This window comes from uncultured Slackia sp. (genome assembly GCF_959608125.1).
Taxonomy (GTDB): domain Bacteria; phylum Actinomycetota; class Coriobacteriia; order Coriobacteriales; family Eggerthellaceae; genus Slackia.
Genome location: NZ_CAUHPG010000009.1, coordinates 54,165 through 66,801, shown reverse-complemented (window position 1 = coordinate 66,801; position 12,637 = coordinate 54,165). Strand labels below are relative to the sequence as shown.

The following is a 12,637-nucleotide window of genomic DNA, read 5'->3' as shown; positions in this document are numbered from 1 at the left end:
ACCGGCATCCCGGATGCCGGCGAACGGCATGAGGGCGAAACGGCAACGCCCACGCAACGCGAAGGCAACTCTTCGGCTACAGCGCGGCGTCTATTCTCATGCGTGATATGATGAACCCCACCGAATCGATGCGGAAGGCATCGGCGTCCCGCATGCGCGACAAAGCATCCGGGCGCATTCGACGAAAGGAACGACCGTGAACGAAGAAGCAGAATCCATCCTGGTCGTCGACGACGAACAGTCCATCACCGACTTCGTTTCCTACAGCCTCATGAAAGAAGGCTTCAAAGTAGACGTCGCCTCGAACGGCGAAGCAGGCCTCGAAGCGGCCACGCGCAAGCATTACGACCTTTTCGTGCTCGACATCATGCTTCCCGGCATGGACGGCTACGAGCTGTGCCGCCGCCTGCGCGCACGCACGAGCGCGCCCGTCCTGTTCCTCTCCGCGCGCGACACCGAGCTCGACAAAGTGGTCGGTCTGGAAATCGGCGGCGACGATTACCTGGCCAAACCCTTTGGCGTACGCGAGCTGATCGCCCGTGTACGCGCCCTGCTGCGCCGCGGCTCCATCGACGCCGCAGCCGATTCAGGCGCGCTCACCGCAGCGGGCATCACCCTCGACGAAGACCGCCACATCGCCGAAGGCGAAAACGGCCCGATCGACCTCACCCCGCGCGAATTCGAGCTTCTTGCCGCCCTCATGAAGGACGCCGGCAAGGTGGTTACGCGCGAAGACTTGCTGCGCGAAGCCTGGGGCTGGGAATACATCACCGAGACGAAAACCGTCGACACCCACATCAAACGACTGCGCGACAAGATATCCGCCGCAGGCTTCGACCCCGGCATCATCGAGACGGTCCGCGGCTACGGCTACCGCCTGCGCGCGTAATTTCGACGGAAGCGCCCGCCATGGGCGCTTCGTCTTTTGCGCGCACGAAACCGAAGATCGACCCGCGGCCATATCCCGTCGTATCGGACGGGATATGGCCGCACGATTCAAATGCACGACCGAGGAACGTCTCCCTTGAAACGACTCCAAACATACTTTTCAGTACTGACGGCCATCTTCGCCATGGCGTCCTCCCTGGCGATGCTTTTCATCATCGCGTTCGTCGGGTTCGACCACCCCGCTTTTCTGGCCTGGTGCATCTTCATGGGATGCACGTTCACCTTCGTCCTGAGCCTGGTGATCGGCCATTACATGGCGGACCCGCTCTCAAGCCTGCACCGCAAGGCGAAAGCCGTGCTCGAAGGCGATACGCGCGTCACTATCGAACCCGACGGCAAGCTCTACGAAGCGGATATGCTGGCCGACGATTTCATCGCGTTGAGCGAGCAGACCAAGACCAAGATGAGCGACCTGGCCGTGCAGCAGAAACGCCAGACCCGCTTCATCAGCGACGTGGCCCACGAGCTGCGCACTCCGCTGACCGCCATCCGAGGCAACGCCGAAACCCTCATGGACCCCGATATGCCGCAGGAGCTGCGCGAACGCTTCTGCCACACCATCATCAGCGAATCGGAGCGCCTCTCACGCATGGCGAACGAGCTTTTGACCCTGCAGCACATCGAAGAAGGCACCGACCAGGTCATGATGCAGCGCGTCAACCTGCACGCGATAGCCGAAGACGTCGCCGATGCGCTCGGTCCGCTCATCGAAGAGCGTGGCGGCTCGCTCGAGGTAACAGGCGAAGCGCCCGACGTGCTGGGCATCCCCGACCGCCTGCAGCAGGTCATCTACAACCTGGTCGCCAATGCGGCCCGCTTCATCGGCGAAGACGGCCACATCGTCGTCAGGCTCGAAGGCCTTGCCGACCGCTCGGTCATCAGCGTGCTCGACGACGGCCCCGGCTTCGGCAACGTCGACCCGAAGCTTTTGTTCACGCGTTTCTACCGAGGCGACAACTCGCGCGCGCGCAATACCGGCGGTACGGGATTGGGCCTGGCCATCGCGAAAAGCATCATAGACGCGCACGACGGCACCATCGAAGCCTTCAATCGCGCAGAAGGCGGCGCGGCGTTCATCGTGGCGCTTCCCAGCATTCACGAACACATGCGCTAGATGCATCTGCGCCGCCGTCGGGACGGAATGAGGGCGACGCAAGCGCGACATAGGCGACATCGCCCGTTTAGACGCGAAATACCTTAGAGACAGGGATGATCGAATCCTCTCGACGCTTTTATAATGGCTCGGCGAAACGCGAAGACCAGAGCGACAGAAGGAGCGGCCATGCGCGAAACGGGCTATCGGGCCTTTCTTTCCACACATCACGTCCCAAGCATCGTCGTCTCCATGACCCTCGCCCGCCTTCCTATGGGAGTGGTCACCCTGATTCTGGTGCTATTCGTCAGCATGCACTACGGCGCCGCCGTATCGGGCGTCGCCACCGCGGCCTTCACTGCGGGTATGGCGTGCTTCGGTCCGATATTCGGCCGCATGGTTGACCGTGGTCACGGTCCGACGGCCTTGCGCGTGCTGGGCGTGGCCGAACTGGCTTCGATCATCGGCCTGGTCGGCGCCGTCGAGGCAAACGTCCACCCCGTATTGGTGGCGGCATGCTCGTTCGCAGCAGGCGCACTCACGCCGCCCGTTGCCGGCGTGACGCGATCCCTGTGGCCTGTGATGCTCGACATCGGCCTGATATCGACCGCCTACAACTTCGAAGTGCTGGTAGTCGACCTGCTCTACGTGATGGGTCCGCTTCTGGCAAGCGTCTTCATCGCATTCGGCGCACCCGAATGGGGCCTGATAGCCGCCACCGTAGGCTGCACGGCGGGGTCGCTCGTGCTGGCGTCGCTCGAGCCGGTGAAAAACCATGCGCAACGCAATAGAAAACGCACGCTGAACCGCAAGGATTCGGCCGCGCCGCTGCCTCGCCCCGCCCTGCTCACGCTGGCCGTAGCGCTCCTCCTGCTGGTATGCTTGGGCAAGATGTGCTATTCGGGATGGATGGAGGCGCTCATCCCCCTGTTTTATTCCGACCAGGGGGCTGCGATCCTGGGATCCGCGGCCATTTCGGCCTGGTCCGTTGGCGCCGCAGCGGGAGTCGTGCTCTTCAACCGGCTGCAACCATCGTCGCGCACCCTTGCCGTGCACAAGCAGCTGCCGGTGTTCGCAGCGGTGTTTTTCGCCGTGACGCTTCTAACGCCCGTAGCCGACGGGTTTTCCGCCATGTGCCTGGTCATGTTTGCCATCGGCATGGCGGGCGCCCCGTGCGACAACCTGTATTACCAGATCAGCGGCTCGCTCGCACCGGAAGAGCGCCAAGCGGAGATGTTTTCGTGGCTCAATACCGCCACGAGCGTCGGCGTTTCCGCAGGGGCTTTTTTCGCAGGGGTCGCCGTCGAAGGGGCGGGGTTCGATGCGGCGTTTTCGCTGCCGGCCTTGTGCTCGCTGGCCTCGCTCATCCTGGCGGCGGCATTGGCCGCGCGCATCGCGGCGACAAAAAAGAGACCGCACCGTACCTAGCTTCGGAACGCCCGTCCGAAAGCCTCTCCGATTCGCCGCGCGAAGACGATGCGCAGCGACCCGCTTCTTCTTCGCGCGGCGAATCGCACGACCGCAACCGATACGATACGCAAGGAGTACGACCACATGCTTGAAGCAAAACACGTTTCCCTTTTCGGAGCGACGACGCGTCGCGTCAAGAAGCTCTACGAAGCGGCATTCCCCGTCGAGCAGCGCATCCCCTTCTGGGCGCTCAGGCTGCGCGCCGGCATGAACGGCATGGAAATCGTGTCCTACAGCGATGAAGGAACGTTCTGCGGCTTCTCCTGCCAAGTCGTCACCGACGACCTGGTCTACATCTACTACCTGGCCGTCGATCCCGAACTTCGAGGCCGCGGCTACGGCGGACAGATCCTCGAACTTCTGAAGCAGAGCCATCCCGGAATGCCCGTCGCGCTCGATATCGAATCGCGCAAGCGCAACGCCGACAACGCCAAGCAGCGCGAAGCGCGCCGCAAGTTCTATCTGGATAACGGCTTCAAACCGACCGGATACGGCTTCAAAGACGGCGACCTGTTCGAAATCCTCATTTGCGGCGAAAAGCCCGAAAACCCCGTTCGCTATGCCGTAGCGATCGATAGGCTGGCCTTCGGCCTTACCCATACTATGATCCGTCCTATGAGCGAACTGCGAGAAGCGAAGAAGCACTAGGACGCCCGACCTCGGCAAACCCCGAAAAACGCGAAAGCGCTCCGTCATCGAACGGAGCGCTTTTTTCATACGGCGATAGCCGGACGATACGTCGGCCCTACAGGCCCGAACGGGCGCCGCGCGCCTTCCAACGCGTGAGACGACGATCGGCCAGGTCGAACAGCTCGTAAAGCACCACACCGAGAAACGCCATGGCGATGATGCCCGCGAACATCTTCGGATACGCGAGCAACGCCCACGCATCGACGATAAAATAACCCAAGCCGGTCGAACCCGCGAGGCTTTCGGCGAAGAACAGGATCGCCACCGCGGTGCCGCTCGAAATACGCAGCGCAGTGAACAGCTCGGGCAGCGTTGCCGGCACGATCACGTGACGGTAGATGTCCCAACGGCCTGAGCCGAGCGAACGCATGGACATCACGCTTTCCTCGGGCACGCTTTGCGCGGCGTCGCGCACGGTGACGAGCACTTGGAAAAAGACGGTCAACGCGATCAGGACGATCTTCGGCGCATCGGCGAGGCCCATGAGCACCACCAACACAGGTAGCAGCACCACCTTCGGCAGCGGATAGAGGAAATACAGCACCGGGGCGAACACCGCGTCGATACGCGGAGAGCGCCCGCATATCAAACCCAGCGGAATGGCGAGCACGGTGCCGATCGTCATGGCTGCGACCACGCGGTACAAGCTCACGAGAAGCGCAGGCCACAGGTCGGAGAAATACGTTCCCACCATAGGAATGGCTTCGAAAGGCCCAGGGAGCACGGGGTTGCCCACGGCGACGGCCGTCAACTGCCAGCCCGCCAGGATGAACGCGATCGCGAACAGGTATCCCCCGATTTTGCGAACAAGGCCGTTACGCATCATGGCGCGCTCCTTTCTCCGCTTCGCCCTCGACGGCCCGGCCGGATGGCGACTCGGAGCGTAGCACGTCGCGCAGCAGGCGGCATCGCTCGAAGAACAGCGGCGTGTCACGCCAGTCGTCGGCAAGCATCTCGGCGTTGTCGACCACCTTCGCCACCCTGCCGGGGCGCGGCGTCATCACAACGATGCGCTGGCCCAAGAAGACGGCTTCTTCAATCGAATGCGTCACGAGCACCTGGGCGTAGCCCTCTTCGCGCCAGCAGCGCTTCAGCATGTTCTGCATCTCTTCGCGCAAAAGCGCGTCGAGCGCCGAAAGCGGTTCGTCCATCAAAAGCAAGTCGATGTCGCACGCCAGGGCGCGGGCCATGGCCAAACGCTGCCGCATGCCGCCCGACAACTCGGACGGATACGCTTTGGCGAATTCGTCGAGCCCTACCTGGCACAGCGCCGCGTGGGCACGCTCCATGCGCTCCTTCTTGGGCATCTTGCGCACCTGCAGACCGAGCGCGGCATTCTGCTCAACCGTCTTCCACGGCATCAGGCCGAAATCCTGCAAGATGAGGGCCGTTTCAAGGCGCGGACCAGCGAGGGGAACGCCGTCGACAAGCGCTTCGCCCTCGGTCGGACGCTGCAGGCCGCATGCTGCCAAAAGGCTCGTCGACTTGCCGCAACCCGACGGACCCAATACCGCGACCGACTCCCCTGCGGCAACGACAAGGTCCATGCGGTCAAGGGCCAACGTTTCGCCGCGCGTGCCGCGATAGCGCTGACGCACCGCGCGTAACTCGAGTTTCGGCACGCGGGCCGAACCAGGAACATCCTGCTTACGCACGCGCCTTCGCCCCCTTCGCCGCGGCGGAGCGGCTATTGAGAGATCGCACCTCCATGCCTACGAAGATCAGCACGGTGAACACGGCGAGGAAATCGGCCAGAGGCACCGCGAAGTACACGGCATCGAGCGAATCGAGCATCGGCGCGATCATCGGCAGCGTTTCAGGCAATACGAACAAGAGGGGAATCAAGAACAGAATCTGACGCGTGAGCGAAAGAATGATGCTTTTCGCAGGCTGGCCGGTAGCCTGGAAGTAATTGGCGCCCACGATCTGGAAGCCGATCAGCGGAAGGAAGATCAAATCGACGCGCAGCGCGAACGCCGTGAAATCGACGAGCGTCTGTTCTTTGATGCCGAAAAAGCCTACGATCTGAGGCGCGAACACCATGATGGCAACCCACATGAGGGTTCCCATGACAGTGGCGCCCACCGAACCCACCTTAAGCGTGGTCTTCACGCGGTCCCAAAGCTTGGCGCCGTAATTAAAGCCGAGAAGCGGCTGGATAGCCACCGAAACGCCGATGAGCGGCAGGATGACGAACATACCGATGCGCTGCACCACGCCGACGGACGCCAGCGCGTTATCGGCGCCGATGGGGTCGAGCGAGCCGTATTTCACCAGCATGAAGTTGATGAAGAAGTTCACCACGGCGCCGGCGGCCTGAACGGCGAACGATGCCGCGCCCAAAGCCAAGATGCCGCGGGCCAATTTGGCCTTGATCGGAAAATAGCAGCGACGCAGGCGCAGCGGAACGCCCGGAGTCTTGGTGAAATACCAGATGACCGTCGCGCAGCTGATAGCCTGGCCGCATACCGTGGCCCACGCGCTGCCGGCGACTCCCCAGCCCCACCACAAAACGAAAATGGCGTTGAACACCGTGCAGCCGATAGCGCCGATCAGCATGGTGACCAGCGCGCGGTTCGGCGCGCCCGCAGTACGGATGAAGTTGTTCAAGCCCATGCCGACGATCTGGAAAACGCAGCCCAGGCTGATAATCTGGATGAATTCGCGTGCATAGGGGCGCACTGTTTCGGTCGCCGAAGACAGGGAGAGAACAGGTTCGACTACGAAGGGAATGTGTGCCAGCACGGCCAGCACCACACTGACCAGCACGGCCATCATAGCCGTGTTGCCTAGGATGTGCTCGGCTTCTTCGTGCTTGCCCTCGCCGAGGCGCAGCGCGCACAACGCATTGCCGCCGGCGCCGATCAACATGGCCAAAGCCAGGAAAATCGTCATGGTAGGAGAAGCCACGGTAATTGCCGACAAGCCTATCTCGCCTGCTCCATGACCCAAGAACACCGAGTCGATCAGATTGTAGGCGCCGTTGACGACCATGCCTAGAATAGCGGGCACGGCGAACTCGACGGCAAGCTTGGGAATGCTGGCCGTACCCATCCTGCTCACGCGATCGCTCATCGCGTCCGCCCCATCCCGATTCGAGGCATGATGCACCGATGCGCCCGAGGAGGGTTCGATTTCCCCATCGGACGCATCGCGAATCTCTTCAATTTCGTGTTTCATATGCTCAGACCGCCTTTTTGCCTTCGTGTATTCGACGCAAACAATTTATTGTAACGTCGATACGAGACGATGCGCATCTATTCGAGCGGACCCTCCATAACAACCGCAAAGGATGCCAACAGACGCTCCAGCAAATCGTCCAGGGCACGAACCGACGGGGCGATGTAGTCGGAGGCGATGTCGCACACATAGGCGGGCTCGTTGCGACCGTCGGTCACGATAGGACGCGCGGAATGGAACACGTTCACTCCGACACCCACCACGATCGCGCCGTTGCGCGATTCCAGCGAGATGCCGCAGAGCTTTCCTTCGTCGCACACCACGTCGTTGGGCGCTTTCACGCGGATGACGTCGGAGCCGACGCCGCATTCTTCGCGCAGCACCGCAGCTACGGCCTCGGCCAGGGCCCTGCTGTACGCAGGCCAGGTACGCTCCGGCGTGCCCGGGCGCATAAGCACCGAAAAGTACAGGCCGCCTTCCGGGCTCATCCACACACGTCCCCACTGACCGCGGCCCGAACGCTGACAACGCGCCGCCACGACGGTGCCGGCAGGAGCCCCCTCTGCGGCAAGCGCCCATACATCGTCATTGGTCGAACCCGTGATGTCTTTCGTGGTGATGCTAAATCGCATGGGCCTCACCATAGACAGCTTTGTCGAGAGTCACAGGCGTTCCGTCGGCGAGCACGTGATTCGGCAGAATCTCGAGAAGCGGCTTCACGACGAAGTCGCGCTCCGTCGCGCGCGGATGCGGCAGCGTCAGCTCGTCGCTTTCGCCAACGTACATCTGATAATCCACGATGTCCAGATCGAGCGTGCGCGGTCCGTTCTCTATCTCGCGGACACGGCCGAGGCTGTTCTCGGTCGCATGCAGATAGCGCAGAAGCTCCTTGGGCGGCACGCCGGTGCGGGCCAGAAGCACCGCATTGACGAAGGCATCCTGGTCCTCGTAATAGGCGGGCTCGCTTTCGTAGAAGCTCGAGATATCGATGATCTGCGTATCGGGAATAGAGCACAGGCCCGTGATCGCCTGCTGCAGATTGGCGATCTTGCCCTCGGTCTCTTCGCCGGGATTCGCCACGAGCGCGACGTTGGATCCGAGCGCGATCAGCACGTACGGACGCAGGTCCGCGAGAGCTTTCACGGTGGCTTCCACATTGTGGGCACGCACCACCGAAGCGCCGAGCTCGCAAGCCATAAGAGCCTCGGTCGCCGACGCCTCGTCACGCTGCAAGGCATCGGGGATGCCGTAAGCCTCGCCGATATAGCGCTTGCGCGACACGGCGCACATGGTGGGATACCCCAGACGCGAGAACTCGTGGAAGTTCCTCATGAGCTCCATGGTCTGCGACGGAGTCTTGCCGAAGCCCGGACCGGGATCGATGCAGATGCGCTCAGGCGCTACGCCTGCCGCCTCGAGCATGGCCGCCTGGCCAGAAAGGTAATCGCGAACCTCGGCCACCACGTCGTCATAGACCGGGTTGTCCTGCATGGTGGCAGGCTCGCCCTTCATGTGCATGACCACGCAGCCGGCATCGCACGAGGCGGCAACCTCCACCATGGCGGAATCGCGGAAACCCGACACGTCGTTGATGATCGCCGCGCCGGCTTCGACGCACGCGCGGGCCACTTCGGCGTGGCGCGTGTCGATGCTCACGCAGATGCCATCGGCGGCAAGCGCGCGCACGACGTCGACGGTACGTGCGAGTTCCTCTTCGATCGACACGGCAGCGGCGCCGGGACGGGTGGATTCGCCGCCCACGTCGATGATTCGAGCGCCAGCGTCGACCATGGCGCGAGCGTGGGCCAAGGCGGCCTCGTATCCGTTATGCATTCCTCCGTCGGAGAAAGAATCGGGCGTAACGTTAAGGATGCCCATAACAACGGGCATCCTCGAATCGAAACGGTATGAAGAGCAGTTCCACATCATTTAGCTGTGGTCCTTCCTTTCCTTAGAAAAGTCATCCGTCGTTTCATGGCCAGCGGCCGGCATCGGAATGTCGCAAGCCGCCGGATCGGTGAACGAAACCGCTTCGCGTTGGCGCGAAGCCGCAGTGGGATTGTCGAACGACACCATGTCGCGCGACGCATCGTCGGCGCCGGCGGGGTCTTTCGGCAAATCGCCGCTGATCACCACGTCGCCCGATGCGGGCATCGTGGAAGGCGCTACGAGCAGGGCTTTCGCCTTGGCCCGCGTGTCGGCCTTCTTGGCCTCCTTCTCGCGCTCGAGATAGACATCCCACTCGTTATTGAGCAGGGCTTCGCAAGCCTCGCCGTCGACCGTCTCGCGCTCGAGCAGAACGCTGGCCATCAGATGCATCTGCTCCTGGCGTTCGGACAAGATCATGTACGCCAGGTCATGCGCCTGCTTCATCAGGCGAGCGACTTCCTCGTCGATACGCTGGGCGGTCTCAGGAGAATAGTCCTGCGTGTTGCCCATGTCGCGGCCCAAGAACACCTCGTGATTGGGCTGGCCGAAAGTCTGCTGGCCCAAAGCGTCGGACATGCCGTAGCTCGTGACCATCTTGCGAGCCTGCTTGGTGGCGCGCTCGAGGTCGTTGCTCGCGCCCGTGGTGATATCGCCGCAGAAGATTTCCTCCGCGACGCGTCCGCCCATGAACACGGCAAGATCGTCGTACATTTCGTTGCGGCTGACGAGGAACTTGTCTTCGTCAGGAATAGACATCGTATAGCCGAGAGCCATACCGCGCGGCACGATCGTGATCTTATGCACGGGATCGGCGTTAGGCAGCAAGTGCCCGACAAGAGCATGACCCGACTCATGGTAGGCGATGATACGGCGCGTCTTCTCGTTCATCACGCGATTCTTGCGTTCGGGGCCCGCCATAAGGCGCTCCATGGACTCGTTCACCTCGGCCATGCCGATCTGGGGCTTGTTGCGGCGCGCGGTCAGCAGGGCGGCTTCGTTCATGAGGTTCATGAGGTCGGCGCCGGTCATGCCGCTCGTGAGCTTCGCGATGCGAGGCAGATCGACATCGGGACCGATCGGCTTGTTCTTGGCATGCACCTCCAAGATCTTCTCGCGACCGCGCACGTCGGGCGCGTCCACTACGATCTGACGGTCGAAGCGGCCGGGGCGCAGCAGCGCCGGGTCGAGCACGTCGACGCGGTTGGTGGCGGCGATCAGCACGACGGCGTCGTTTTTCTCGAAGCCGTCCATCTCGACGAGCAGCTGGTTGAGCGTCTGCTCGCGCTCGTCATGGCCGCCGCCCAGGCCTGTTCCGCGCTGACGGCCCACGGCGTCGATCTCGTCGATGAAAATGATCGACGGGGCCGACTCCTTGGCCTGCTCGAACAGGCTGCGCACGCGGCTTGCGCCGACGCCGACGAACATCTCGACGAACTCGGAGCCGGAAATGCTGAAGAACGGAACGTTCGCCTCGCCCGCGACAGCACGAGCAAGCAGCGTCTTACCGGTGCCCGGAGGGCCGACCAGCAGGCAGCCGCGCGGGATCTTGGCGCCGAGCGTGCGATACTTCTCGGGGTTGACCAGGAAGTCCTTGATTTCCTGCAGCTCTTCGACGGCTTCGTCCTCGCCCGCCACATCGTCGAAACGCACGTCAGGGCGCTCTTCGGACGTCTTCTTCGCCTTCGCCTTGCCGAACGACATCTGAGAATTATTGGCCTTGTTCATCTGAACGAAGAAGAAGATCATAAGGCCGGCCAGCAGCAGCATGGGCAGCAGGCTGATGAGCGCCTGGAAGAACGAATCGGGCAGCTTCACCTGATACTGGATATCGGGGTGCTCGGAGAGCAGCTGCATGAGCGAATCCTGCCCCACGTAGGTGGAGGTGTATTTGCGCTCGGTGCCGATCGTCTGCTCGTCGATTTCGGTGGTCGAAACCTGCGGAGCGCCGGTTCCGATGACCGATTCGGCCTTGGCGTCGAGGGCTTCGAACGCGGAATTATAGGCGTCGCCTGCAGTGGATCCCGCAGTGGCGGCAGGGTAATACGTGCCCGTGACGGTGTACTCGCCGGCATCGTAGACCACATCGACCACGCGGTCCTGCTCGACGGCCTGCACGAACTCGGACGTGATGAGCGCATCGGTTTCCTTCGCATTCATCATGCTGAGCATCTGGCTGCCGACGAAGAATGCGACCAGCAGAAGCAGGATGGCCGAAATAACGCTGATGCGCTGCGGCGGCTTAGGCATGGCCGGCTTGCCGGTCTTGGGGTCGACCTCGTAGGCCGACGGGTCGGATCCGCGAGGCGCCTTCGGGGCGTACGGCAGACGGAAGCCGCGAGGCTCTTCGCCCGCAGGCGTCTTCGGGGCCTTCGGAGCCGCCGGGGCTTCAGGAGCCTCGGGCGCTTTGGGGGCATCGCCGGAGCGAGGGGAGGCAACGGGCTCCTGAACCTGCAGCTCAGGCGCAGGCTCAGGCGAGACCTCGGGCGCAGGCGCCTGAGGCTCCTCGATCGGGCGATCGTTAGTTTTGGAAGTGTCGCTCATTACTTTCCTTGATAAATCTCAGGTTTCAGAATGCCGATATAGGGAAGGTTGCGGTAGTTTTCGGCGTAATCGAGGCCGTAACCGACGATGAACTCGTCGGGGCACTCGAAACCGACGTACCTGCAATCGATGTCGACCTGACGGTCGGTGCGCTTGCGCAGCAGCGTCGCGATTTCGATCGAAGCGGGATTGCGCGATTCGAGCACGCCCATCAGGTACTTCAACGTCAGGCCGGAATCCAGGATATCTTCGGCGATGATCACATGGCGGCCTTCGATCTGCGACGAAAGGTCCTTCAGGATGCGCACGACGCCCGAGCTTTTCGTTCCGGACCCGTACGAAGAGACGGCCATATAGTCCATCTCCAAGGGAAGGTCGATTTCGCGCACCAGGTCGCTCATATAAATCGCGGCCCCGCGCAAGACGCTGATGACGACCAGGGCCGGAGCACCGTCGCTCATACGCTCGGCGGCGAGGTCGCGATAATCTTCGGTGATGCTACGGCCGATCTGGCGCACGCGGCGGCTCAGCTCTTCCTGCATATAAAGGATTTCCTTGATGTCGTCGTCGCCGAAATAGCGGTCGCGTTCGCCGGCGGCGAGAACGATGTTCTGCTCGGTCATAATGGCCCTTCTTCGATTCGCGTATCGGGGATGCAGTTTAACACTCCGAGCGAACGGCCGCTCAACGAGACGGCAACGCGCCCCTGAAAAACACGATTGCCGCCCGTTCGAACGGCCCCGATGCGGCGCGCGCCGCCTCCGCCCCGATATAGGCAGACGCGCC

The 12,637-nt window shown here is 62.3% G+C and carries 11 protein-coding genes; 4 read left to right on the top strand and 7 right to left on the bottom strand.

Annotated elements, in window-relative coordinates:
* The first annotated feature begins 196 nt into the window (after nt 1-196).
* The 4 genes from Q6E04_RS04400 to Q6E04_RS04385 all read left to right on the top strand — a co-directional run bounded on the left by Q6E04_RS04400 (nt 197) and on the right by Q6E04_RS04385 (nt 4,159).
* A complete protein-coding gene (locus Q6E04_RS04400) occupies nt 197-889 on the top strand; it encodes a response regulator transcription factor (protein WP_303249584.1) in 693 nt (230 codons plus the stop codon).
* A 135-nt stretch (nt 890-1,024) separates the two neighbouring features.
* Complete coding sequence (locus tag Q6E04_RS04395) at nt 1,025-2,062, top strand: cell wall metabolism sensor histidine kinase WalK (RefSeq protein WP_303249583.1); 1,038 nt, start codon at nt 1,025-1,027, stop codon at nt 2,060-2,062.
* Nucleotides 2,063-2,230: 168 nt separating this feature from the next.
* Nucleotides 2,231-3,469: an MFS transporter gene (locus Q6E04_RS04390; protein ID WP_303249582.1), complete on the top strand. Its 1,239-nt coding sequence runs from the start codon at nt 2,231-2,233 to the stop codon at nt 3,467-3,469.
* Nucleotides 3,470-3,595: 126 nt separating this feature from the next.
* Entirely contained in the window at nt 3,596-4,159 is a 564-nt protein-coding gene (locus Q6E04_RS04385; protein WP_303249581.1) for a GNAT family N-acetyltransferase, read from the top strand.
* Nucleotides 4,160-4,256: 97 nt separating this feature from the next.
* Here the strand turns inward: Q6E04_RS04385 and Q6E04_RS04380 are convergent, their stop codons facing one another.
* From Q6E04_RS04380 to hpt, 7 genes are all read right to left on the bottom strand, one after another.
* Nucleotides 4,257-5,027: an ABC transporter permease gene (locus Q6E04_RS04380; RefSeq protein ID WP_303249580.1), complete on the bottom strand. Its 771-nt coding sequence runs from the start codon at nt 5,025-5,027 to the stop codon at nt 4,257-4,259.
* Nucleotides 5,017-5,856 carry an ABC transporter ATP-binding protein gene (locus tag Q6E04_RS04375; RefSeq protein ID WP_303249579.1) on the bottom strand — a complete coding sequence of 280 codons (840 nt, stop codon included), beginning with the start codon at nt 5,854-5,856 and terminating at the stop codon, nt 5,017-5,019. The genes Q6E04_RS04380 and Q6E04_RS04375 overlap by 11 nt, the downstream gene beginning before the upstream one ends.
* Entirely contained in the window at nt 5,849-7,276 is a 1,428-nt protein-coding gene (locus Q6E04_RS04370; RefSeq protein ID WP_303249602.1) for an MATE family efflux transporter, read from the bottom strand. Before Q6E04_RS04370 ends, Q6E04_RS04375 begins: the two co-directional genes overlap by 8 nt.
* A gap of 182 nt (nt 7,277-7,458) precedes the next feature.
* Nucleotides 7,459-8,013, bottom strand: a complete 555-nt coding sequence (locus tag Q6E04_RS04365; protein WP_303249578.1) for a biotin--[acetyl-CoA-carboxylase] ligase — start codon at nt 8,011-8,013, stop codon at nt 7,459-7,461.
* Nucleotides 8,003-9,310 carry a dihydropteroate synthase gene (gene folP / locus Q6E04_RS04360; protein WP_303249577.1) on the bottom strand — a complete coding sequence of 436 codons (1,308 nt, stop codon included), beginning with the start codon at nt 9,308-9,310 and terminating at the stop codon, nt 8,003-8,005. Before folP ends, Q6E04_RS04365 begins: the two co-directional genes overlap by 11 nt.
* Complete coding sequence (ftsH, locus tag Q6E04_RS04355) at nt 9,311-11,557, bottom strand: ATP-dependent zinc metalloprotease FtsH (protein ID WP_303249601.1); 2,247 nt, start codon at nt 11,555-11,557, stop codon at nt 9,311-9,313.
* Between the two features lie 293 nt (nt 11,558-11,850).
* A complete protein-coding gene (gene hpt / locus Q6E04_RS04350) occupies nt 11,851-12,474 on the bottom strand; it encodes a hypoxanthine phosphoribosyltransferase (protein WP_303249576.1) in 624 nt (207 codons plus the stop codon).
* Nucleotides 12,475-12,637 lie beyond the last annotated feature (163 nt).